This window comes from Bradyrhizobium sp. LMG 9283 (assembly GCF_045571415.1).
Classification (GTDB): Bacteria; Pseudomonadota; Alphaproteobacteria; order Rhizobiales; family Xanthobacteraceae; genus Bradyrhizobium.
Window position 1 is genome coordinate 4,395,136 of the sequence record NZ_CP120691.1, and the last position, 23,142, is coordinate 4,418,277.

The following is a 23,142-nucleotide window of genomic DNA, read 5'->3' on the forward strand; positions in this document are numbered from 1 at the left end:
TCTGACAGGTCCAGTCGATGTTGTATTTCACGCGGTGGAGGGCGCTGGGGATTATCCTGACGGCGCTGATCGTGTGCCTCTGCGCGGTCCCCAACTTCTTCCCCGAGGCACAGGTCAAGACCTGGCCGGCCTGGGCGCAGCGCCGGCTCGTGCTCGGCCTCGACCTCCAGGGCGGCTCCTATCTGCTGCTCGAGGTCGATTCCAACTATGTGAAGAAGGAACGGCTGGACCAGATCCGCGATGACGTTCGCCGGACGCTGCGCGACGCCAAGATCGGCTTCACCGGCGGCGTCACCGTGCGCAACGACGCGGTCGAGGTTCGCATCACCAAGGAAACCGATGCGCAGACCGCACTCGCCAAGCTGCGGGAGCTGTCCCAGCCGCTGGGCGGCCTGATGGGATCCAGCGGTCAGCGCGACCTTGAGGTGGCTGATGCCGGCGGCGGGGTGATCCGCCTGACCATTCCGCAGGCCGCGATGCTCGACCGCATGCGCAAGACCATCGAGCAGTCGATCCAGATCGTCGAACGCCGCGTCAACGAGCTCGGCACCGTCGAGCCCGTCATCCAGCGCCAGGGCAACGACCGTATCCTGGTGCAGGTCCCGGGTCTCCAGGATCCGACGCGCCTGAAGGAGCTGCTGGGCAAGACCGCGAAGATGGAATTCCGCATGGTCGACACCTCCGTGCCGCCGGATCAGGCGCAAGCGGGCAGGTTGCCGCCGGAATCCGAGCTGCTGATGAGCGCATCGCCGCCGCCCACGCCCTACGTGGTCAAGAAGCAGGTGCTGGTCGCTGGCGGTGACCTGACCGATGCTCAGGCGAGCTTCGACCAGCGCACGGGCGAACCGGTCGTCAGCTTCAAGTTCAACACCTCGGGCGCGCGCAAGTTCGCGCAGGCGACACAAGAGAATGTGGGGCTGCCCTTCGCGATCGTGCTCGACAACAAGGTGATCTCGGCGCCGGTCATCCGCGAGCCGATCACCGGCGGCCAGGGCCAGATCTCCGGTAACTTCACCGTGCAATCGGCCAATGATCTCGCCATCCTCCTGCGCGCCGGCGCGCTGCCGGCGCCGCTCACGGTGGTCGAGGAACGCACCGTCGGTCCGGGCCTCGGTCAGGACTCGATCGAGAAGGGCGAGCTCGCCGCCTATGTCGGCTCGATCCTCGTCGTCGTGTTCATGCTACTGACCTACCGCCTGTTCGGGGTGTTCGCGAACATCGCGGTGGCCATCAACGTCGCCATGATCTTCGGCCTGTTGTCGCTGCTCAACGCCACGCTGACGCTGCCCGGCATCGCCGGCATCGTGCTCACCGTCGGCATCGCGGTCGACTCCAACGTGCTGATCTACGAGCGCATCCGCGAAGAGCTGCGCGGCGGACGCAACGCGATCTCGGCGATCGATGCCGGCTTCAAGCGGGCGCTCGCGACCATCCTCGATTCCAACATCACCACCTTCATTGCCGCCGCGGTGCTGTTCTACATCGGCACCGGCCCGGTGCGCGGCTTCGCCGTGACGCTCGGCATCGGCATCATCACCACGGTGTTCACCGCGTTCACGCTGACCCGGCTGATCGTGGCGGGGTGGGTGCGGTGGAAGCGGCCGCAGAGCGTGCCGATCTAGGAGCCAAGACCGTGAATCACTACATTCTCATCGGGCTTGGCATCTTGATTGCCGTCCTCACCGTGGTCGCCGCGTTTGGCGTGTTACCGTCGCTGCGTATTGTCCCCGATGACACGCATTTCGACTTCACGCGCTTTCGCCGCATCAGCTTCCCGATCTCGGCGGCGCTGTCGATCGTTGCGATCACGCTGTTCTTCACTCATGGCCTGAACCTCGGCATCGACTTCAAGGGCGGCACGCTGTTGGAGGTGAAGGCGAAGTCAGGCACCGCCGACATCGCGGCGATGCGCACCACGCTCGACGCCCTGGGTCTCGGCGAAGTCCAGTTGCAGCAGTTTGGCGGCCCCGAGAACGTGCTGATCCGCGTTGCGGAACAGCCGGGTGGCGATGCCGCACAGCAGGCAGCCCTGCAGAAGCTTCGAGGCGCGCTCGGCGACAGCGTCGACATTCAGCGCACCGAGGTGCTCGGTCCGCGCGTCGCTGGTGAGCTCTTGGCCTACGGCATGCTCGGCCTGATGCTCGCCATCGTCGGCATCCTGATCTATCTCTGGTTCCGCTTCGAATGGCAGTTCGCGCTCGGCGCGATGATCGCCAACGTGCACGACATCGTGCTGACGATCGGCTTCATGTCGATCAGCCAGGTCGATTTCGACCTGACCAGCATCGCCGCGCTCCTGACGATCCTCGGCTATTCGCTCAACGACACCGTCGTCATCTATGACCGCATCCGCGAAATGCTGCGGCGCTACAAGAAGATGCCGATGCCGCAGCTGCTCAACGAGTCCATCAACTCGACGCTGTCGCGCTCGATCATCACTCACTTCACAGTGACGCTGGCGCTGCTCGCACTGCTGCTGTTCGGCGGCCACGCGATCCACAGCTTCACGGCGGTGATGATGTTCGGCGTGGTGCTGGTCGGCACCTACACCTCGATCTTCATTGCGGCGCCGATCCTGATCTATCTCGGCGTCGGCGAGCATCGCGAGGATGCGCCCGATACCGCTACGCCGGCGAAGAAAAACAAGGCATGATCCGAACCTCATGCCCTCGCAGGAGTTTGCGAGGGCAGTAAGCCCATTCGGACGAAGCTCATGGTCGGCGATCCCAACGCTCCGCATTTCCCGCGCTCGGCGCCGATCGATGCCTATGGCAAGGGCGGCTTCGCCTTTGCCGGCATGTCGCATCGGGGATCGCTGCTGTGCCTGCCCGACGCAATATGGGCCTGGGACGTGACCGACCCCGCGAAGATCGACCGCTACTCGCTGGATCGGGTGTTCGCGGCGGCCAACAGCATCGACACGCTCCTGATCGGCACCGGGGCCGGACTTTGGCTGCCGCCGCCGGAGCTGCGCCAGGCGCTCAAGGCGGTGAGGGTGGTGCTGGACACGATGCAGACGGGCCCGGCTGTGAGGACCTACAACATCATGATCGGCGAGCGACGGCGGGTTGCCGCCGCGCTGATCGCGGTGCCATGAGCAGCCCTGCGCCGGCCGACTCCGTTTCCTTCTGCGCCGATCTCGTGCGCAGCCATGACTTTCCGCGCTACGCCGCGACCCTGTTCGCGCCCGCCGCCGAGCGCCGCGCGCTGCTGGCGCTGTATGCCTTCAACGTCGAGATCGTCCGCGTCCGCGACCAGGTGAGCCAGCCTTTGCCCGGTGAGATCCGCCTGCAATGGTGGACCGATATGCTGTCGGGCCATGTCCATGGCAGCGCCGAGGGCAATCCCGTGGCAGCCGAGCTGCTTCGCGCTGTCAGGGACTTCGACCTGCCGGTCGAGCCGCTGTCGCTACTTGCCGAGGAGCACCAGTTCGATCTCTACAATGACCCGATGCCGACAATGGCCGCGCTGGAGGGATATCTGGCGGCGACCTCGTCGGCGCTGTTTGATCTCGCTGCCCGGATCATGGGACCACAATCGGAGGCGGTCGAGCATCTCGCCCGCCATGCCGGGCTGGCGCAGGGCCTCGTGCAGATCATCGCCAATTTGCCGCGCGATGCCGCGCACCGGCAGTTGTTCGTACCGCAGCAGGTACTGGAGAAGCACAATTGCAGCGTGGAGGATGTCTTCGCCGGCAAGGAGACACCCAGTCTCCATGCGGTACTGGAGCAGCTTGCGGGTGAAGCCCGGCAGCATATGACGACGGCGTCGTCGCTGCTGGCGCAGGTGGCGCCGTCCGTGCGGCCGGCGTTTCTGCCGCTGAGCCAGGTGCAGGCCGATCTCAAGCGCCTGTCGCGCCCGGGACGAAACCCGTTCACGCTGCAGTCGCCGTCGCGGCTGCGCACGCTCTGGACACTGTGGCGCGCCTCGCGATCTCGTGAATTTACCAAATAGAGGCTGGCTTGTCGCCTGGGCCGGCCAAATGCTCTATGCTGTCCTATGGCTGACTTGTCCCACAGCACGTCCGATCTCAGCGGCTTTCCGGTCGAACCGGGTGACATTCATGCCGCCGCCGAGACCATCCGGGGCGCCGTCGTCGAGACGCCCTGCAACTACAGCCGCACGCTGAGCAGCATCTGCGGCTGCGACATCTGGCTCAAATTCGAGAACCTCCAGTTCACCTCCTCGTTCAAGGAGCGCGGCGCGCTCAACCGGCTCACCGCGCTGACGCCGGAAGAGCGCGCGCGAGGCGTGATCGCAATGTCCGCGGGCAACCACGCGCAGGGCGTCGCCTACCACGCCAAGCGGCTCGGCATTCCCGCCACCATCGTCATGCCGATCGGCACGCCCATGGTGAAGATCGAGAACACCAGGCATCACGGCGCCGAGGTGGTGGTCACGGGCGCGACGCTGGAAGAGGCGGCCGCCTTTGCGCGCAGCCATGGTGAAGCGCATGGCATGATCTTCGTCCATCCCTATGACGATCCGCTCGTGATCGCGGGGCAGGGCACGATCGGGTTGGAGATGCTCAAGGCGGTCCCGGAGCTCGATACGCTGGTCGTCCCGATCGGTGGCGGCGGGTTGATCAGCGGCATTGCCATTGCGGCGAAATCGATCAAGCCGTCGCTGCGGATATTGGGCGTCGAGGCCTGGCTCTATCCCTCGATGTACAACGCCATCCATGACGGCAATCTGCCGGCGCGCGGCGACACGCTGGCCGAGGGCATCGCGGTGAAATCGCCGGGCAAGATCACCACCGAGATCGTCCGCCGCCTTGTCGACGACATTGCGCTCGTCAACGAAGCGGAGCTCGAGCGCGCGGTCGCGACCCTGATCTCGATCGAGAAAACGGTTGTCGAGGGCGCCGGCGCCGCTGGCCTTGCCTCGCTGATGTCCGATCCGGCACGCTTTGCCGGTCAGAAAGTTGGTCTGGTGCTGAGCGGAGGCAATATCGACACGCGGCTGATCGCCTCCGTCCTCACCCGCGAGCTGGCGCGGGAAGGGCGGCTGACGCAGCTGTCGCTCGATATTCCTGATCGGCCCGGGCAGCTGGCCGCCGTGGCGGCGCTGCTGGCCGAAGCCGGCGCCAACATCATCGAGGTCTCGCACCAGCGGACCTTCTCCGACCTTCCGGCCAAGGCGACGCTGCTGCAGCTGGTCATCGAGACCCGTGACAGCGCCCATCTCAACGAGGTCATGGCGAGGCTCAGCGCATCCGGGCTGAGCGCGCGCTGCACCTGAGCTTGTAGGCGTACGGACCGATTGACCTCTACTCTGGCAGACCTGCGGTGCGAAGCGCCTCGCCAAGAGATGCCGCAAGCACTGGTGTGCAGTTGACACCCTGGAATTGGCGGCTGTAGCGAAACGTCGGATGCAGTTCGAGCACCCGCGCGGCCGCCGCTCGCGCCTCCTGCAAGCGTCCAAGCTTTGCCAGTGCGGCAGCCAATTGGACATAGGTGATGCTGTGGCGAGGATTGGCTTGAACCGAGCGATAGGCCGCGCGACACGCCTCCTCAAATCGGCCACGATGAAAGTGCCCGAGAGCCTGGGCGTCGAACGCGGCAAAAGCCCAAGAATCGAACGGACTGAGCCGCATGCCTCGTTCGCTCCATTCGATGGCACGGTCGGAATCGCCGCCCCAGCCGAGCATGACGCTGCCGAGGATGTAGGTCAGCGCAGATGATGGGCTGATGGCGAGCGCAGCATCGAGCGCAGTGAACGCCGCCGAACGATCGTGCCCATCCATGCCGATCGAAAAGCCCGCCAAGGTAAGGGCAAGCGCGTCGTCCTGCCCATGTGCAATCGCCGAGCGCGCGTGATGGATGGACGCGGCGCGATTGACCTCCTGCAAGCCGGCTCGAAGGAACAGGCAATGATGGCACATCGCAGCGTTGCCGTGCGCCAGCGCATAATCCGGTTCCAGGGCGATCGAACGCTCCAGTAGCAAGAGCGCCTGCCTGACCTGGTCCGGCATGCCGGAATCGACCTCAGGCTGTACCCGCAGGACAAGGTCATAGGCGTCGAGGCTGTCGGGCCGCTTGCGTTTGACCCTGTTGATCTCGGCACGCCGCAGGCTTGGTGCGATGGCGCCGACCACTGACAGGGCAATGTCATCCTGAAGCGCGAAAATGTCTTCGGATCGGCGGTCGTAGCGCTCGGCCCATACATGCATTCCGGTCGATGCGTCGATCAGTTGCCCGGTGATCCGGACCGTCGCGCCAGTCTTCCGGACGCTGCCTTCCAGCACGTAGCGCACGCCGAGCTCGCGGCCTATCTGCTTTACGTCCGCGGCACCGCCTTTGTAAGTGAACGTCGAACTCCGCGCGATCACAAACAGCCAGTTGATGCGCGACAGACCGGTGATGATGTCGTCGACCATACCGTCGGCAAAATAATCCTGCTCGGCATCGCCGCTCAGATTTGCAAAGGGTAGCACCGCGATTGACGGACGGTCGGGCAGTGCCAGCGATGGCTGCTCGCGAGCCGCGGTCGCGCGATCTGGAGGGAGCGTCATGGCGGCTGGACCGACGTAGCGGTAGCCGCGCCGCGGCAGGGTCTCGATCCAGCGTGCCTCTCCGGAGATGGCAGCCAAGGTGCGCCGCAGCGCTGCGATTTGGACGGTCAGATTGCTTTCCTCGACTGCCACGGCGGGCCAAGCAGCTTCAATCAGCGCATCCTTGGACACCGGTGCTCCGCCTCGCTGTACCAGCATGGCCAGAAGCAGCACGGCGCGCTGGCCGAGGGGGGCGGGCTCGGCGCCGTGGAACAGGATCCCCGCATCGGTATCGAGGCGGAATGGACCAAATTCAAGGATCGCGGCCATTATCCAAGAAGGGCATAGTTCGCAGGTCTTTTGCAATCTTTTCCGAACGGATTCAGGACTTTCCAGGACGTCCGCAGCACCATGGCTCGCCATTTGCGCGAAGCAGCCAAGAGCCATGGAGGGCAGTATGAGTGGAAAACCGATCATCCGCAGGCCGGGCGAGAGCGGGGGCGTCACGCTGCGTGGCCATCCTATGGCTTTCCTGGTGACCGGAGAGGACACCCGACACACCAGCATGTTCGACTGGACGGTCCCGCCAGGATTTGCCACGGGCTTCCATGTTCACCGCGTGCAGGAAGAAACCTTCTACATGCTCGAAGGTGAATGCGAATGGCACGTCGGCGGGGAGATCGTACGGGCCACGCCCGGGACTTATCTCTTCATTCCGCCTGGCGTGCCTCACAACATCACCAATGTCAGTGACAGGCCCGCCCGTGTTCTCATGACCGTGTCACCGCCGGGGCACGAACGTTACTTCGAGGAACTCGCCAGGCTGACGGTCAGCGGAACGCCGGACGCGAAAGCCATCAGCGAGTTGCGCGCGCGGTTCGATACCGATCAACTATCTGCGCTGACGACGAGATCGTGAGATGGGCACCACGTGTCACGGCAGATTGGAGCGCGCTGGCCCTACGAGCTACCGGAGTGTCAGCCCCGCCAGATGGCCGATCAATCGATCGATCTCGGCTTCCGTGTTGTAGTAGTGCGGGGAGGCCCGCACGAGCGGCGGCAGCGCGCGGAGTTCGGCATCGATGCGGGTGCTCGACGGGTCTGAAGCGCCGATCGTGATGCCCGCCGCAGCGGCGCTGTTCACAATGGCGTCCGCGTCATATCCATCCATCGTGAAGCTGACGATGGAGCCCGGCGTGCGGCCGAGGTCGCGAATGGTGATGCCGCGAATGGAGGCGAGGCCGCTGCGAAGGCGGCCTGCAAGCAGGCGGCAGCGCTGCTCGATCGGACCCATGCCGATGTCGAGCGCATAATCAACAGCAGCGCCGAGCCCGAGCCGGGCCGCATAATTGTTCTCCCAGGTCTCGAAACGCCGCGCATCATCGCGGAGCCGATATTCATCGCGCGAGACCCAGGGCGCTGCGAAATGGTCGATCATCGGTGGCTCGAGCTGTTGCAGCAGCGCGCGGCGGACGTAGAGAAAGCCCGTGCCGCGCGGGCCGCGCAGGAATTTGCGCCCCGTCGCCGACAGCATGTCACAGCCGATGGCTTCGACGTCGACCGCCATCTGTCCGACCGCCTGGCACGCGTCGAGCAGATAGGGAATGCCGTGCGCCCGTGCGATCTTGCCGATTGCCGCGGCGGGATTGACCAGCCCGCCATTGGTCGGAACCCAGGTGATGGCGATCAGCTTCACGCGTTCGTCGATCATGCGTTCGAGCGCCTGCACGTCGAGCTCGCCGCTGGCATCGCTCGGCACGACATCGATCGTTACGCCGGTTCGTTTCGCGACCTGAAGAAACGCGACATAGTTGGCGGCGTATTCAGCCTCGGCGGTCAGGATGCGGTCGCCCTCGCGAAACGGCAGCGCATAGAACGCCATCTGCCAGGCAACCGTCGCGTTCTCGACAAGTGCGATCTCATCGGGGGCGGCATTGAGCAGGCGCGCGACCGAGCCGTAGACCGCGTCGAGCCGATCGGATTCACGGTCGGCAGCGGCATAACCGCCGATATCGCTTTCGAGATCGATATGCTGCTTCATCGCCGCGACAACGGGCGCCGGCATCAGAGCCGCGCCGGCGTTATGCAGGTATGCGAGCCGCGAGGCGGCCGGCGTCTCGGCGCGTATCCGGTCGATGTCGATCACTTGCGCCTCCGCTTCTCGCGACCTTCGTGCATGAATTAGACGCGTCGAGGACTGCGAGCAAGCCGGCCTGGTCGCGTCTCAGATGCAGAGGCTGAGCAGTTTGATGTGGCAATTGCTGGATTTGGGCTTGCTTGCCGGAGCAGCCTCGCGCTTCACGGCAACCAGCGGCTCCTTGTCCTTCTTGCCTTTACCCTTGCCCTTCGGCTCGTAATCGCCGGCGATCACCATGGCCCAATAGGTGCGCTTGCCGCTGGCATTCTTGGCACTGGCAATGCCGACGCGGGAGGCGTTGTGCAGCAACAGGTTCTTGCGGTGCCCGGACGAGTCGATCCACTGACCCAACGTCTTCTCGAAACTGTCATAGCCGTAGGCGATGTTCTCGGCGGCGCGCCCCGCGCCCGCCGGTGCGACACGGCGGTTGAACGGGCCAAGTGCGTCGTGGCTCAGGTCATCCTTCGCCGCCATCGCGCGGGCCTGATCCATGGCAATGCGGTCGAGCGTAGCATCGCGGACGACGCGGATCTCGCCATGCTTGAGACGGAAGCTCGAGATCAGCTCGGCCGGCGAGTCCGCCATCGCGGGCGCGCCTGTCAGCAACAGAAGGCCAGCGATCATCCCGCCAACCACACGATGTATTATCGCCCCCCGAGCGCCCATGATCTTTGCCAACCCTGCCTTGTCCGAAAGCTTCTCTATCGCCAATGTGGACGCTTCAAGGCGCGGACCCCGCTAGCTCGCCGGCAGATTCACCTCGAAATTGAAGCGGTCGCGCAGGTTCTTGCGCTGCTCCAGGATGTCCTTGAGGAAGGCGCGGTCCTGCTCGTTCGTCATCATCGGTTCGATGAGGTCGAGCTGGTTCATCGCGACGAGTTGCAGGATTTCGGTGCGTGGCTTGCCGCTGGTGTTGCGTGGCAGGGCGTGCACGACCTGGATGTGCTCAGGCGGCTTCGGTCCGTTGGCGGCGGCGAGCTCGCTGCGGAGCTGGCCTTCGAGCGCGGCCTGATCGGCTTCGACGAAGGCATAGAGCCCGACGCCGGAGCGTCGGTCGGCAAAGGCGACGATGGCGGCGTCGCGCACGGCAGGATTCCGGAGGATCAGTTCGGCCAGGACCGGCGCGTCGTTGACGAGCCTGCGGCCGCCACCCTCGCGGTCGGTGAAGTTGAACAGGCCGCGGGTGACGGCGCGATAGACCTTCTTGCCGGTGGCAAGCCACAGGCTGGCGGCGAACGACTTCTTCGCCAGGATCTTTCGCTCCCGCGGCGTCAGCGCCTCCGGCGCGTAGGAGCGCTTGTGCTTGAGCAGATGCCGCAGGTCTTCATAGGCGAGGATGCGATAGAGCCGGCCGCGGCGGTTAAAGCAAGCCGCAAGCTGGAAGTCGGTCACATAGGCCCTGCCGTCGCGGCCGACCAGCCAGTTCTGCTCCTTGGCGAGATCGTTGTGGCAGATGCCGGCGCGGCGCAGCCGGCGCAGCACGGCTTTGGCCGAGCGGAAATAGGCGAGATCGCCATGCGGCTTGGCCAGATGCAGGGCGACGCCATCGACGAAGCCACGCACCAGAGCGCGGCGCCCGGCCCATAGCAGCTCGGGACCGATGTTGAGGCCCTTGGCGCGCACCAGCGCCTGTTTCTCGCGGGCGAACAGATGGCGTGCCAGCAGGAACGACCACCATGGCGCCTCGTCGAGCCGGCGCAGCACCGCGTCGATCTCGCCGCTCTCGCTGCGGAGGCGGCCGCGCTCGACGGTCGAGAACACGTCGCGCTTGAGCAGCACACCTTCGGTCCAGCGCGCCGACAGCTCCGCGGCGTCGTCTTTAGGGAGGCTCATCGAAAACTCACGCGGCGGCGGCAATGCGCAGGTGGTCGGCGATCCAGCGATCGAGATCGGCGAGTGCTCTTGCGCTCAGCGCCTGCTTCTTGGCCACCGTTTTCTCGTTCCCACGCAACCGCGTGCCGTCGGGCTTCTTCGTCGGCGCGCTCGCGAGCGGCGGGAACAGGCCGAAATTGATGTTCATTGGCTGGAACGAGCGCGTGCCAGGCTCGATGGTCTCGATATGGCCGCCGGTGATGTGGCCGAGCAGCGATCCGAGCGCCGTCGTATCCGGCGGACTGACAAGCGTCTCACCGCGCGCGTCCGCGGCCGCGTAGAGACCGGCGATCAAGCCGACGCTGGCGGACTCCACATAGCCCTCGCAGCCCGTCATCTGGCCCGCAAAGCGCAACCGCGGCTGTGCGCGCAGGCGCAACTGACCATCGAGCAGCTTTGGCGAATTCAGGAAGGTGTTGCGATGCAGGCCGCCGAGGCGGGCGAACTCGGCCTTCTCCAGCCCCGGAATGGTGCGGAAGATGCGCTGCTGCTCGCCGTACTTCAGCTTCGTCTGGAAACCGACGATGTTGTAGAGCGTGCCGAGCTTGTTGTCCTGGCGCAGCTGTACGATCGCGTAGGGCTTTGTGGTCGGATCATTCGGATTGGTGAGGCCGACCGGCTTCATGGGGCCGTGGCGCAGCGTCTCGGGACCGCGCTCCGCCATCACCTCGATCGGCAGGCAGCCGTCGAAATAGGGGGTGTTGGTCTCCCACTCCTTGAACTCGGTCTTCTCGCCGGCGATCAGCGCGGCGACGAAGCCGTCATACTGCTCCTTGGTCATCGGGCAGTTGATGTAGTCGGCGCCGTTGCCGCCGGGGCCGACCTTGTCGTAGCGCGACTGGAACCACGCCACCGACATGTCGATGGACTCGCGATGCACGATCGGTGCGATGGCGTCGAAGAAGGCCAGCGCGTTCTCGTCGGTCAATTCGCGGATGGCGTCAGCCAGCGGCGCGGAGGTGAGGGGGCCGGTTGCAACGATCACGTTGCTCCAGTCGGCCGGCGGCAGGCCGGCGACCTCGCCGCGCGCGATCTCGATCAGGGGATGGTCGTTCAGTGCCTTGGTCACGGCCGCCGAGAAGCCGTCGCGATCGACCGCAAGCGCGCCGCCGGCGGGCACCTGGTTGGCGTCGGCCGCGCGCATGATCAACGAGTCGAGCCGGCGCATCTCCGCATGAAGCAGGCCGACAGCATTGTTGGCGGCATCGTCCGAGCGGAACGAATTGGAGCAGACGAGCTCGGCGAGTCCGTCGGTGCGGTGCGCCTCGGTCATGCGGTCCGGCCGCATCTCGTGCAGCACCACGGGCACACCGGCTTTGGCGACCTGCCAGGCGGCTTCGGAGCCGGCAAGGCCCGCGCCGATCACGTGCACACTACTGGAATGAGGTCCTGTCATGGGCGGACAGGTAGCGCTTTTCGGCGGAGAGTGGAATCGCCGAGATCGAGTTTTCTGCCATCAGATACGACAACGCCCGCACGAGGCGGGCGCTATCGGTCCGTCCGGTGGAGGGCTGAACGGTATCAGCCCTGATACTGACCGGCGGCAACGCGCGGGATGTCCGAGCGATCGAGGCCGATATCGGCCAGTTCGCGATCGCTGAGCTGGGACAGCTCGGCAACATTGCGCTGATAGTCCCGGAAGGCCTGGATCATGCGGATGAGCGAGAGCAGCATTGGTAGTCTCCTGTAGTTCGATTCAGCTCTTGCTCGAGCCTCATCGTTGAAATGAATATAGGTGAGAGTGGTGCGGTGCGAAAGTTCCTATGTTGCGATGCAGCTAAGCGCTACGCGCATATCGGCGGTAACGAACGATTAACCGAGGGGCGCTCGTGCCCAAGCAGCGAGCGAAGTGTACAGGCCGGGATAATAAACATCCGGGAATTCACGGGCTTAAGGCGAGGCATACGGATCATGCCGTGCGAGAAATATGTTGCGTTCCGATAAGCCGCCAGGGAGTTGGGTCAGCGTCTAGACCCAAATCACGCATGCGCGATTCGCATGTGTATGGAACCGTAGTAGTGAATTTGTGTTCATAAAATTGCCCGCGGAGTGCAGGTCTCGCGAGTAACGCTCGTTACATGGATGTAATGAAAATCAGGATTTCTGCATGCTGCTCTGCGCCGAGCGCAACATCACGCAATCCTCGCGGGAAATTTATTGCGACAACTTGCCGCGCCCGGAGGAAAGTCGTGCCGCAGAATCCGGCAATGTCGCTGGCCTGCCCAAGGACAAGAAGGAAGGTAACGTCATGACGAAGTTACTCGGGGTTATTGCAATTGCCGCCGTCGCGTTCGCCGCCGCGCCGGCTGAGGCCGCCAAGCACGCCACCGGCGGCTGTAGCTCGGCCAATCTGGAGAAGACGGAGACCGCGATCGAGAACATGGCCGATGGCGACAGCAAGTTCGTGGCGCAAAAGGAGATCGCGGCGGCGCAGGACGCGCTGCTCAACGGCAAAATGGGCGCATGCGGTGCGCATCTGAACAAGGCGATGCAGGCCACCGCGGGCAAATAGGAAGGTCTAGAAGCCGACGCACCAACAGAGGGCCGGTCGCCGTGCGATCGGCCTTACTCATGTCCGAAGCTTCAAGGGGCGTGAGCGAGCTGGGTTGCGAAATAGGCGACGGTCTTGGAATAGACTTCGCTCTTGTTCCACTGCTGGAGCACCGCAAAATTCGGACTGCCTGGCTGCCAATCCTTGCCTCGCTGCCAGCCATAGCCAGCGAGATAATTGGCGGTGGAGGCGAGCACGTCGGGCGCGTTATGCAGGAGGTCACGCTTGCCATTGCCGTCGAAATCGACGGCGTATTTCATCCAGGATGACGGCATGAACTGGGTCTGGCCGAGCTCACCGGCCCAGGCGCCTTTCATGTCGGCAGGCGCAAGATCGCCGCGCTGGACGATGCGCAGCGCATCCATCAGCTCGGCGCGAAACTGCTCCGAGCGACGGCAGTCATAAGCAAGCGTTGCGAGCGAGCGGATCGTTGCGAACTTGCCGGTGTTGACGCCGAAATCGGTCTCCAGACCCCAGATCGCAACCAAGACCTCGCCGGGCACGCCATAGGCCTGCTCGATGCGCGATAGCACGGAGCCGTATTGCTTCATCATGTTGGAGCCGCGCTGCATGCGTGGCGGCACCATGCGGCCCGAAAACTCCTCGAAGGTCTGGCTGAAGACCTTTTGCGAGCGGTCGCGGTTGAGCACGCTCTGGTCGAGCGTCACGCCGGCAAGCCCGGCAGTGATGGCCTGCTGCGAGATGCCTTTCGCTGCAGCGTCGGTTTTGAAATCCGCAAGCCAGGCGTCGAAATTGCCCGAGCCGCAGGCAACCGCGGCGAGCGCCGGCTGGGCGGACAGGATTGACACGGAGAGGGCGAAGGCTGCGAGAGCGAGACGAGAAATCGTCGGGGTCATTCGGGTAAATGAATTCCGTGAAGCGATCTGACCGGCGGGGGCAATCTCGATCGGAACCGCGGCCAAAGCAAGGCGCACAGCAGGTAGCGATCCTGCCCGAGGCAGGGCAGGATCGCATGTCACGATATCGTCAGATCTCCGTCCGGTTTCGCCAAGGGAAGAGGTTGGCCGGGAAGTCGGCGGCCGGCTTGCGCGGACGATGCGGCGGGGGCGGAGCCGGACGTGCCCCAGGCTCCGACACGATCGCCTTGCGGTAGAGGTGCCACGTGGCGTGCCCGAGCAGGGGGATCACCACCGCGAGGCCGAGGAAGGCCGGTAGCGTGCCGAGCGCGAGCAGCACCGCCACGATCAGGCCCCAGGCCGCCATCGGAACCGGGTTTCTTCCGACAACGCGCAGCGAAGTCACCATCGACTCGAACGCGCCGGCATGACGGTCGAGCATCAAGGGGAACGACACCACGCTGATGCAAAGCGCGGCGAGCGCGAACAGGAAGCCGGTGCCGCAGCCAACAGCGATCAGCCACCAGCCCTGCTGCGTCGTCAGCACGCGCATGACGAAATCCGAGAGTCCGGTGACGCCCTCGTAGCCGAACGCCGCGACATAGATCGCCTGCGCGGTCGCAACCCAGGTAACGAACAGGGCGAGCAGCAACGTACCGAGGCCGAGCATCGCACCGAACGAGGGCGAACGCAGTACCTCCATGGCATCCCAGGCGCTGGCCGGTTCATAGCGCTCGCGCCGGCTGGAGAGCTCGTAGAGTCCGAGCGCCGCGAAGGGACCGATCAGCGCGAAGCCGGCAGCCAGCGGAAACAACAGCGGCAGCACCGAATAGCCCATCACCACGCGGGCGAGCACGAGGCCGAGCACCGGGTAGATCACGCAGAGGATGATGGCGTGACTCGGAACGGCCTTGAAGTCTTCCCAACCGCGCCTGAGCGCGTCGTGCAGATCGGACGATTTGATGGTTCGGATCTCTGGCCCAGCCGCATCTGAGCGCTGGGCCATCGTGGGGACATTGCCCTGGTAGAGTGTGGCCATGGTTGCTAGCTCCCTTGCCAGGCGGCCGAACCCGGCGCCGGCAAACGGCGCAAGCGGCCGCCATTCTCTGAAATCTCGCAATCCCGACCAGACGCGAACTCCGGATGGCATCGCGAGCTGAACGGCAAGCATACTCGCAAGTCCGAGTCCTGTCCTCACGCTCGGGTGAAATTCAATGCCGCGGCGCAACCACGACGACGTCATTCTGTCGTCATTTCGCCGCAGATAAGCTGATGCTGCTGGTCGTTCGCGGGACTTTGCGGGCGCGACGCAGTAACTTCGTCCATAAGTGCCACTCAAGGCCCTTCCAACGGATACCTTTTCGGGGAGCAGACATGAGCATTTTCGGGAAAATCATGAGCGCGATCTTCGGCAGCCAGCCGACCTCCGCCACCCCCGCCGGTGGCGCCGCTTCGCCCGGCGCACCCGCAGGGGCGCCAGACGCTTCGGCGCCGGCCGCCGCGCCTATGGCCGCGGTCGACGTCGCGGCGATCGTCGACAAGGCGGCGGCCGCACATAAGGGCGAGAAGCTGGAATGGCGCACCTCGATCGTCGACCTCATGAAGGCGCTCGACATCGATTCCAGCCTCGCTGCGCGCAAGGATCTCGCCAAGGAGCTGGGCTACAGCGGCGACATGAACGACTCGGCCAGCATGAACGTCTGGTTGCACAAGCAGGTGATGTCCAAGCTCGCCGCCAATGGCGGCAAGCTGCCGCCGGAGATCAAGCACTGATCCGCCCTGGGGCGCGCCGCAGGGGCCCGCGATCTCGCCGGTCCCCTCGGCTTTCAGGCGACCAGATCCGAATCCTCCGGATGCCTGTCGAGATAGTCGACGACGAAGCCGCAGCCGGCGATCACCTTCCTGCCGTCGCGCCGGATCAGGTCCAGCGCGCCCCTGACCAGCTCGGAGCCGATGCCGCGGCCGCGCAGCGCGCGCGGCGTCTCGGTGTGGGTGATGATCACGGCCGACGGCGTCAGCCGGTAATTGGCGAAGGCCATGTCGCTGCCGACATCGAGCTCGAAGCGGCTCCTGTCCTTGTTGTCGCGTACCGAAGCCGCCATGCGGGATCCTTCCGAAATGCTGATTGCCTTCTGATTTAGGAGGCTGACGCCGTCCTTGCCAAGGTGAGACCGAGGGAGATTGGCGCAGAGGAGGTATATGCAAATGCGGCGCTGCCGCGCGACCGCAGTGCAGTATGGAGATCGCGTTTTGCGAGCATGGTGCGGCGACCGCAAATAATCTGCGGTGCCGCTCTTGCAAGCCGGACCTCGGTTCCCACGTCCTGGAGAGGACATACGCCCGAATGCGGCCGGCAGGGTCGCTAGACATTCGGAGTGTCATGATCGCCAGCCGCAGACGTATGCCTCTTTGCAGGAGGGTACGATGTCGGACTCTGGTTTTTTCAATACTCATCGAACATGGGAAGACTGGTGCGGGATGCTGCTTGGCGCGGTCATCGTGGCTTCGCCATGGTTTCCCATCCAGGATCAGCCGGTCACCGGACACGAAACGATGATCCTGAACACGGTCGCGATCGGTCTGGTCGTGTTTGGCCTTAGCCAGCTCGAATATGTCGCCTTGCAGCGCTGGCAAGAGGTGACGACGATCCTGGTCGGACTTTGGCTCATCGCCTCGCCTTACGTGATCGGCTATTCCGGTGAGGGCTTTCTCCGCATCTATCACACGAGCCTCGGTGCGGTGGTGGTGCTGCTCGGCATACTCCAGCTGTGGCAGGACTGGGATCTGTCCGACCAGGACATGCTCAAGCATGGACAATAGGCCGTAGATATCGGCAGGCCCGCCGGCCACGGACGGCGGGCCTGCGCATTCATCGTGTCACGAGATCCGCATAGTCCGGGTGCTTGTCGATCCACGCCTTCACGAACGGGCATTGCGGGATCAGCTTCAATCCGTCGGCGCGGACCTGGTCGAGTGCGCCTTGCACCAGCTTCGAACCGATGCCTTTGCCCCCGAGCTCCTTCGGCACGTCGGTATGTTCGAACGTGATGACATTGCCGTCGAGCTTGTAGTGCTCGGTCGCAAGATGACCGTCCACCTCGAGCTCATAACGGTGATCGGCCTTGTTGTTGATGACGTCGCTCATATCGTCGCCCCTGCAGCTGCCAGCCTCGCGTACGAAGTCGTAACGCACGGTCCGCTCGGCGGTTTCCGATCTGAAGCCGTTCGGTTCAATCGGTCGCTTTGGCCAGCCTGGAATCTTCGGCCTGAGGCTGCGGGCGGAGGCAGCCCTGGCAAATGACGAGGGAGCGGTTGACCCTGGCGTCCTGTTCGGCCTCGGTGCCGTCCTGCGCCTGCCACCATTCCTTGGAATAGGGCTGAAGCCCGGCTTGCGATCTGCTGCGCTCGGAGGGGGCAGCGGCCCGTGTTGGCTGCGAGGCAGCGCGCGGCCGATTGGGATCCTCACCGGCGCCATCCCAGGCATAGCGCGCAGGCCTGAAGGCTGGATCGGAAGCCAGATGCGTCTGCGGCGCCATGGCACACCCGGCGAGCGCCAGCGACAACAGGAGGAGGGCGGGCGCTTTGACCATGATGCGGCACTCTGTACGCGGAGACGGATGAAGGTTGCGCCGATCATGTTTAAAATTCCATGAACGATTTGCGATTGTGGCTGCGACCGACGCCAATGCGATATCTGATCCTGCGCGAGGTGTTTGACGGCTATATCCGCCGCTACAAGATCATGGCCCCGCCGGTGAAGCGCGGCGCCGCGCGCACCATCCGCTTCGATCTGCATGGCAGCTTCTGCGGGGGCTTTGGTCCGCAGGCCTGCTGGAAGGCGACGATCACGGCGACGCCGTTTGCGTTCAAGCAGCCATAGGGCTGGTCGGAGGCAGCTGGTCTTGCAGGGGCGCTGGCGTTGGCGATAAATGGGCTGCAATGAGCGGGCGGCACGCGTGCCGCCCGTCGTCGAAGAGGAAGCCCGATGCAGTCCCTGCGCATGTCCCGCCGCGTCATGAATCTCGCCTATATGCTGACCCAGAATGCGCGGCGGCATGGATCGCGCCCCGGCTTCGTCTGGGGTGAAAAGTCCTGGACCTGGCGCGAGATCGATGCTCAGGTCTCGGGGTTGGCCGCGGCGCTCGCCGCGCGCGGCATTGCCAAAGGTGACCGCATTCTCGTCCATTCCAAGAATGGCGACGAGATGTTCGTCTCGATGTTCGCCGCGTTCCGGCTCGGCGCGGTCTGGGTCCCCACCAATTTCCGCCTGATGGCGGATGAGGTCAGCTATCTCGCGCAGGCCTCCGGCGCCAAGGCGTTCCTGTGCCATGTCGATTTTCCCGAGCACGCCGCGGCGGTAAAGGGCGGCGCGCTGGAATTTACCTGGAGCATCGACGGCAAGGCCGCGTTCGGCGAGCGCTCGGTGGCTGACGCCATCGCCTCGCATACCGGAGCTGTCGTGGAGAATGCCGCCGTCGAGCACGACGATCCCTGCTGGTTCTTTTTCACCTCCGGCACCACCGGCCGCTCCAAAGCGGCGGTGCTGACTCACGGCCAGATGGGCTTCGTTGTCACCAATCATCTCGCCGATCTGACGCCCGGTACGACCGAGCAGGATGCCTCGCTGGTGGTGGCGCCCTTGTCGCATGGCGCCGGCGTGCATCAGCTGATGCAGACCGCGCGTGGCGCGCGCACCGTGCTGCTGCCGACCGAGAAATTCGACATCAACGAGGCGTTCCGCCTGATCGAGGCGCATCGCGTCAGCAATCTCTTCACGGTGCCGACCATCCTGAAGATGATGATCGAGCACCCCGCCGCCGATAAATACGATCACTCCTCGCTGCGCCAGGTCATCTATGCCGGCGCGCCGATGTATCGGGAGGATCAGAAGGCGGCGCTGAAGAAGCTTGGCAAGGTCATCGTGCAGTATTTTGGCCTTGGCGAGGTCACCGGCAACATCACCGTTCTGCCGGCCGCGCTGCATGATCCCGAGGACGGTCCGCATGCGAAGATCGGTACCTGCGGTTTCGAGCGCACCGGCATGCAGGTCTCGATCCAGGACGACGAGGGCCGCGAGCTCAAAGCCAACCAGAGCGGCGAGATCTGTGTGATCGGCCCAGCCGTATTCGCCGGCTATTATGATAATCCTGAAGCCAATGCGAAGGCGTTCCGCAACGGCTGGTTCCGCACCGGCGATCTCGGCCACATGGATGAGGAGGGTTTTGTGTACATCACAGGGCGGGCCTCCGACATGTACATCTCCGGCGGCTCCAACATCTATCCACGCGAGATCGAGGAGAAGATCTTGACTCATCCCGCGATCGGCGAGGTCGCCGTGCTCGGCGTGCCGGATGCCACCTGGGGCGAGGTCGGCGTTGCCGTCTGCGTCGCCCGCGAAGGCGCAAAGCCGGTGAGCGAAGCCGAGATGGCGGCGTTCCTGTCGCCGAAGGTGCCGCGCTACAAGATGCCGAAGCGGTTCTTCTTCTGGGAGGCGCTGCCGAAATCTGGCTACGGCAAGGTGCCGAAGCGCATGGTGCGCGATGAGCTCGAAGCGCGCGGGTTGCTCGATCTCGATCAGAAGCAGGCGGGCTGAGCGTACGAGATGCGGAGTATCAAGCAGCCTGGCGCGCCGCCTCCCGAACGTATTCAGTGGGTGGAGGCGAGGGGGCGCGCCTTCGCGTTCACGCTTCGGGCAGGTGTGCCGCTGCTGGAGGCCGCGCGGCGCGGCTTTGCCGCGGAAGGCTTTGCCTGTGGTGTGCTGAATTTTAGCCGAGGTGTGCTCGGGCCGTTCGCCTATGTCATGCCGGCGCTGTCGAAGACCGGCGAGAACGCGGCGTTCTACAGCGAGACCTTCCGGCCGGCTGGCGCTACGCGCACGAAGCTCGGCAGCATGACGCTCGGCACGCGCGACGGCGCGCCGTTCTTTCATTGCCATGGGCTCTGGACCGAAGCGGACGGCAAGACGAGCGGCGGCCACATGCTGCCGGACGAGACCATCGTCGCCGAGCCGTTCGAGGTCGCGGCGTTCGGGATCGATGGTGCAATGTTCACGGCCGAGCCCGATGGCGAGACCAACTTCAAGCTGTTCGGGCCGGTGGCGGCTGCCAGCACCGGCGCGCGCACGACGAGCCGTGCCTTCGCGCTGCGGCTGCGGCCCAATCAGGACTTTGCTTTCTGCCTCGAAGAGTTCTGCCGCGCGCACGGCATTGCCCGCGCGAAGATCCATGGCGGCGTCGGCTCGACCATCGGGGCGCGCTTCAGCCATGGCGGCGAGACCGAACCGTTCGCGACGGAGCTGGCGATAACAGCGGGGACGATCGCGCCCGGCACTTCCGGCGCGGCGGAAGCTGCGCTCGATGTTGCCCTGATCGACTATACCGGTGGCATCGCCGAAGGGCGCTTGGTGCGCGGCGACAATCCCGTGCTGATGACGATGGAGCTGGTGCTGGAGGTGCTGGAGTAGACTTGTCGTTCGCCCGCAAACCACTTCCTCAAGATGATTGTTCCTGATATGTTCCTGTGACGGCAGTTCTTGGTCAAGGCAGGGAGGTGGTTGTTATGCGAGGGCGACAGCGTGACATCAGGCTGCCTGCTCCCTATCTGCGGCGCGTCTGGCTCGACCGCGCGCTGGTCCCGGACTGGGAAGCATATCCATACTGTCTCCCGATCTTCAGCGAAGAATTCGACCTGAGCTTCGACACCGCGATCACCATCATCGTCGGCGAGAACGGCACTGGCAAATCGACCATCCTGGAGGGTATTGCAGCACTTGCCGGTTATGACGACGCCGGCGGCGGCAAGGGCTATCGCGCGGTCGATCATTCCAATGCGCGTGAGATCATGGGTGGGGAATTGTCGACCGCACTTCGCGCCGGCTGGGTGCCGAAGATCACCAACGGCTGGTTCTTCCGAGCTGAGACCTTCTTCTCCGTTGCAAGATATCTCGACGAAGTCTCGGACATGCCGCCCGATTTTCTGTCGTACTCCCACGGAGAGGGCTTTCTGCGCTTTTTCGAGGAGCGATGCCAGAGGCAGGGCATCTTCATCTTCGACGAACCGGAATCGGCGCTGTCGCCGGCGCGCCAGATGGAGTTTCTGAAGCTGCTGCATCGCATGGATTCTTCGCGCAATTGCCAGGTCATCATGGCGACCCATTCGCCGATGCTGATGGCGTATCCCAATGCGCGGTTGCTGCGGCTGACAAAGTATGGCCTCGAGCCCGTGACGGTGGAGGAGACTGATCACTACCGCGTCATGCGGGAGTTCTGCGCTGATCCGCGCGGATTCGTGGAGGCGACGCTAGCGGAGTGATAGGCGTAATGGGTGGTCGTTCTCTCCGCCGTCATTGCGAGGAGCTCTTGCGACGAAGCAATCCAGACTGTGGCCGCGGAAACATCCTGGATTGCTCACATGGGGATTTGATGTGTCAAGATTTATGGTCAGCTCTTTGTTCGATTGCAGGCCAGCTCTTCGTCCCGACCGCGGAACTTTTCGGATGGCGCGCGCAGATCAGGTCAAGACCGGCCCGTGAGGGCCGCCGCGAAGCGGCTTGGTCTTGACCTGAGCGAGCACGCCTTCAGGCTCGTTAGGTCGGGAAGTGCGGCGTGAACTACTCCTATGGTTGGCGATCCAAGGGTCGAGCCGGTTTTGGCAATCTGGTTTGCATGCCAGATCAAACTCACATTCGGTCGTTGCGCGGTGGCAACTGCACCAACATTCCGCTTGCGGCGGGCAGGCTCGAGAGGACGAGACCCTTCTTCGTTACGGCGTTTGAAGCCATGCAATCCATCGGTTCGTCCACCCGGATCGGCCGAGGCTGATCAACCTCGGCGGATTGGTTTTGAGGCTGAGAGGCGTGGTGTCAGGCGCCGGGCTTCACCACGGCTCCCTCGATCACGACGCCGGCGGTCACGTATTTCCACAGGGCCACGAGCAGCTTGCGCGCCAGCGCCACGATTGTGCGCTTGCGGCCGCGCTGGCTGTTGGCCTTGAACCACTGGGTCAGAGCCGATTGAGGCTGATGACGTATCCACAGCCAGGCGAGCTGGATCATCGTGGTTCTCAGGCGCGGATTGCCGGCCTTCGACACGCCCTGCTCACGCTCAATGCCGCCACTGCGCCATGGCGTGGCCGCAAGACCGGCATAGGACGCAACCTGGCGGCGGTTGGTGAACTGACGGTGGAAGGCCTCCGACCAGAGAATGGCAGCAAAGTTCGGGCCCAGGCCCTTCAAGTCGAGCAGCATCGCGACCGGGTTCGATGCAGCCTTCTCGCCTGCTGGTCGGCTTGCAGCCAGCAATGCATCCTGCTCGCGCTCTACCGCCGCGATCTGGTCGAGCAGAAGTTCGAGCCGGTCGAGCTCGCGGCTGATCTGCGCCTTCAAATGCGCCGGCAGCAGCCGCCCGTCCCCCGTGCGCAAGGCCTCAAGCCGCGTCCGTCGATCGCGCCGCAGCGGCACGTAGTCGAATATCCCTTGCGCAAACAGAACACCCTTGATCCGGTTCACATGCACGATCCGCTCCGCGATCAAGGTCCGCCGCTCCCGGCAAAGCCTGCGGCGGTCCTCTTCTTCCGGAGAGGGGGCAACGACCATCGCGCAGACCCGTGGCTCGCCGCGCTTGTAGGCCAGAAGCGACCGCAACAGCGTCTCGCCGTCCAACCGGTCCGTCTTGGCCCGCCGGCGCCGGCGCGGCGTCGCGATCGAGGCCGGATCGACCACGTAGCTCTCGACGCCCTCCGACTGCAGAGTGCGGTGAAGCCAGAACCCATCCAGCCCCGCCTCCTGGATGGTGATGATCGGATAACTCTCGCCCGTTCGCGCCTGGGCCTTACGCTTCAGCGCTGCAAAGAGCTTCAAAAGCTCCGCAATAGCGCCGGCCTTCACGCTGTGTTTGGACATCTTCTCGCCCTTGCCGGGCGACAGCGATGTAACCAGCCAGGTCGAACGGCTCAGTTCCAATGACACAAAAATTGCGCCAATCTGCGTCCGGATAGCGGCTAGTCCGTTGGAAAGATGATCGAGCAACATCGTTGTCTCCAGGTTGAGTGCTTCAGCAACCTCAGTCTGGCCTCAGACCCGGTCGCTATCCACTCCCCATGGAATCTTCGCTGCGCTCGCAATGACGGAATCGAAGGCCAAGGGCACTCAACCCTCGTGTCCCGGACAAGCCGCAACGCGCAAGCGTTGCGGCGCAGAGCCGGGATCCAATTGCGCAGGGTAAGCTGCCGAGGG

25 protein-coding genes are annotated in these 23,142 nt (G+C 64.2%); 13 read left to right on the top strand and 12 right to left on the bottom strand.

What is annotated here, in order from left to right; all coding sequences use genetic code 11:
• Positions 1-17: 17 nt before the first annotated feature.
• Genes secD through P6U29_RS20775 form a run of 5 tightly spaced genes read left to right on the top strand, consistent with a single transcriptional unit; the run spans position 18 to position 5,241 of the window.
• Positions 18-1,622 (top strand): protein translocase subunit SecD, encoded by a 1,605-nt coding sequence (secD, locus tag P6U29_RS20755; protein ID WP_407119235.1) that lies wholly within the window; start codon positions 18-20, stop codon positions 1,620-1,622.
• A gap of 11 nt (positions 1,623-1,633) precedes the next feature.
• Positions 1,634-2,653 (top strand): protein translocase subunit SecF, encoded by a 1,020-nt coding sequence (gene secF, locus P6U29_RS20760; RefSeq protein WP_407119236.1) that lies wholly within the window; start codon positions 1,634-1,636, stop codon positions 2,651-2,653.
• 60 nt (positions 2,654-2,713) lie between these two features.
• Positions 2,714-3,097, top strand: a complete 384-nt coding sequence (locus P6U29_RS20765) for an Mth938-like domain-containing protein (RefSeq protein WP_407119237.1) — start codon at positions 2,714-2,716, stop codon at positions 3,095-3,097.
• Positions 3,094-3,954, top strand: a complete 861-nt coding sequence (locus tag P6U29_RS20770; protein ID WP_407119238.1) for a phytoene/squalene synthase family protein — start codon at positions 3,094-3,096, stop codon at positions 3,952-3,954. The genes P6U29_RS20765 and P6U29_RS20770 overlap by 4 nt, the downstream gene beginning before the upstream one ends.
• 45 nt (positions 3,955-3,999) lie before the next feature.
• On the top strand, positions 4,000-5,241 hold the full coding sequence (locus P6U29_RS20775; protein WP_407119239.1) for a threonine ammonia-lyase: 1,242 nt from the start codon (positions 4,000-4,002) through the stop codon (positions 5,239-5,241).
• A 28-nt stretch (positions 5,242-5,269) separates the two neighbouring features.
• Here P6U29_RS20775 and P6U29_RS20780 read toward each other — a convergent pair whose 3' ends face one another.
• Complete coding sequence (locus P6U29_RS20780) at positions 5,270-6,823, bottom strand: winged helix-turn-helix domain-containing protein (protein WP_407119240.1); 1,554 nt, start codon at positions 6,821-6,823, stop codon at positions 5,270-5,272.
• Between the two features lie 127 nt (positions 6,824-6,950).
• On the opposite strand from P6U29_RS20780, the gene P6U29_RS20785 reads away from it, so the two are divergent.
• Positions 6,951-7,412 carry a cupin domain-containing protein gene (locus P6U29_RS20785; RefSeq protein ID WP_407119241.1) on the top strand — a complete coding sequence of 154 codons (462 nt, stop codon included), beginning with the start codon at positions 6,951-6,953 and terminating at the stop codon, positions 7,410-7,412.
• 48 nt (positions 7,413-7,460) lie between these two features.
• Here P6U29_RS20785 and P6U29_RS20790 read toward each other — a convergent pair whose 3' ends face one another.
• The 5 genes from P6U29_RS20790 to P6U29_RS20810 form a co-directional block, all read right to left on the bottom strand.
• Positions 7,461-8,639 (bottom strand): aminotransferase class V-fold PLP-dependent enzyme, encoded by a 1,179-nt coding sequence (locus tag P6U29_RS20790; protein ID WP_407119242.1) that lies wholly within the window; start codon positions 8,637-8,639, stop codon positions 7,461-7,463.
• Between the two features lie 78 nt (positions 8,640-8,717).
• Positions 8,718-9,296 carry a CAP domain-containing protein gene (locus tag P6U29_RS20795; protein ID WP_407119377.1) on the bottom strand — a complete coding sequence of 193 codons (579 nt, stop codon included), beginning with the start codon at positions 9,294-9,296 and terminating at the stop codon, positions 8,718-8,720.
• A gap of 72 nt (positions 9,297-9,368) precedes the next feature.
• Positions 9,369-10,463: an AMP-binding enzyme gene (locus P6U29_RS20800; protein WP_407119243.1), complete on the bottom strand. Its 1,095-nt coding sequence runs from the start codon at positions 10,461-10,463 to the stop codon at positions 9,369-9,371.
• A 7-nt stretch (positions 10,464-10,470) separates the two neighbouring features.
• Complete coding sequence (trmFO, locus tag P6U29_RS20805; protein WP_407119244.1) at positions 10,471-11,898, bottom strand: methylenetetrahydrofolate--tRNA-(uracil(54)-C(5))-methyltransferase (FADH(2)-oxidizing) TrmFO; 1,428 nt, start codon at positions 11,896-11,898, stop codon at positions 10,471-10,473.
• 125 nt (positions 11,899-12,023) lie between these two features.
• The gene (locus P6U29_RS20810; protein WP_007590701.1) at positions 12,024-12,176 is read right to left on the bottom strand and encodes a DUF1127 domain-containing protein; all 153 of its coding nucleotides are present in this window, start codon (positions 12,174-12,176) and stop codon (positions 12,024-12,026) included.
• A 574-nt stretch (positions 12,177-12,750) separates the two neighbouring features.
• Here P6U29_RS20810 and P6U29_RS20815 point away from each other — a divergent pair.
• Positions 12,751-13,014 (top strand): hypothetical protein, encoded by a 264-nt coding sequence (locus P6U29_RS20815; RefSeq protein ID WP_407119378.1) that lies wholly within the window; start codon positions 12,751-12,753, stop codon positions 13,012-13,014.
• 71 nt (positions 13,015-13,085) lie between these two features.
• Here P6U29_RS20815 and P6U29_RS20820 read toward each other — a convergent pair whose 3' ends face one another.
• Positions 13,086-13,910, bottom strand: a complete 825-nt coding sequence (locus P6U29_RS20820; RefSeq protein ID WP_407112036.1) for a lytic murein transglycosylase — start codon at positions 13,908-13,910, stop codon at positions 13,086-13,088.
• Between the two features lie 130 nt (positions 13,911-14,040).
• A complete protein-coding gene (locus P6U29_RS20825) occupies positions 14,041-14,949 on the bottom strand; it encodes a DUF2189 domain-containing protein (RefSeq protein WP_407112037.1) in 909 nt (302 codons plus the stop codon).
• Positions 14,950-15,284: 335 nt separating this feature from the next.
• On the opposite strand from P6U29_RS20825, the gene P6U29_RS20830 reads away from it, so the two are divergent.
• Positions 15,285-15,683, top strand: coding sequence for a DUF3597 domain-containing protein (locus P6U29_RS20830; protein WP_407112038.1), 399 nt, complete (start codon positions 15,285-15,287; stop codon positions 15,681-15,683).
• Between the two features lie 53 nt (positions 15,684-15,736).
• Here P6U29_RS20830 and P6U29_RS20835 read toward each other — a convergent pair whose 3' ends face one another.
• Positions 15,737-16,012, bottom strand: coding sequence for a GNAT family N-acetyltransferase (locus P6U29_RS20835; RefSeq protein WP_407112039.1), 276 nt, complete (start codon positions 16,010-16,012; stop codon positions 15,737-15,739).
• 322 nt (positions 16,013-16,334) lie between these two features.
• Here P6U29_RS20835 and P6U29_RS20840 point away from each other — a divergent pair, with 322 nt between their 5' ends.
• A complete protein-coding gene (locus tag P6U29_RS20840) occupies positions 16,335-16,730 on the top strand; it encodes an SPW repeat protein (RefSeq protein ID WP_407112040.1) in 396 nt (131 codons plus the stop codon).
• A gap of 49 nt (positions 16,731-16,779) precedes the next feature.
• On the opposite strand, the gene P6U29_RS20845 is transcribed toward P6U29_RS20840, so the two are convergent.
• Both P6U29_RS20845 and P6U29_RS20850 read right to left on the bottom strand, forming a co-directional pair.
• Positions 16,780-17,055, bottom strand: coding sequence for a GNAT family N-acetyltransferase (locus tag P6U29_RS20845; RefSeq protein ID WP_407112041.1), 276 nt, complete (start codon positions 17,053-17,055; stop codon positions 16,780-16,782).
• 85 nt (positions 17,056-17,140) lie between these two features.
• Positions 17,141-17,500, bottom strand: coding sequence for a hypothetical protein (locus P6U29_RS20850; RefSeq protein ID WP_407112042.1), 360 nt, complete (start codon positions 17,498-17,500; stop codon positions 17,141-17,143).
• Between the two features lie 95 nt (positions 17,501-17,595).
• Between P6U29_RS20850 and P6U29_RS20855 the strand changes: the two genes are divergently transcribed.
• From P6U29_RS20855 to P6U29_RS20870, 4 genes are all read left to right on the top strand, one after another.
• On the top strand, positions 17,596-17,790 hold the full coding sequence (locus P6U29_RS20855; RefSeq protein ID WP_407112043.1) for a hypothetical protein: 195 nt from the start codon (positions 17,596-17,598) through the stop codon (positions 17,788-17,790).
• Positions 17,791-17,895: 105 nt separating this feature from the next.
• Complete coding sequence (locus tag P6U29_RS20860) at positions 17,896-19,503, top strand: acyl-CoA synthetase (protein ID WP_407112044.1); 1,608 nt, start codon at positions 17,896-17,898, stop codon at positions 19,501-19,503.
• A gap of 9 nt (positions 19,504-19,512) precedes the next feature.
• Positions 19,513-20,373 (top strand): PCC domain-containing protein, encoded by an 861-nt coding sequence (locus tag P6U29_RS20865; RefSeq protein WP_407112045.1) that lies wholly within the window; start codon positions 19,513-19,515, stop codon positions 20,371-20,373.
• 95 nt (positions 20,374-20,468) lie between these two features.
• The gene (locus P6U29_RS20870; protein WP_407112046.1) at positions 20,469-21,221 is read left to right on the top strand and encodes an AAA family ATPase; all 753 of its coding nucleotides are present in this window, start codon (positions 20,469-20,471) and stop codon (positions 21,219-21,221) included.
• A 550-nt stretch (positions 21,222-21,771) separates the two neighbouring features.
• Here the strand turns inward: P6U29_RS20870 and P6U29_RS20875 are convergent.
• Complete coding sequence (locus tag P6U29_RS20875; RefSeq protein ID WP_407112047.1) at positions 21,772-22,938, bottom strand: IS110 family transposase; 1,167 nt, start codon at positions 22,936-22,938, stop codon at positions 21,772-21,774.
• Positions 22,939-23,142: the final 204 nt, after the last annotated feature.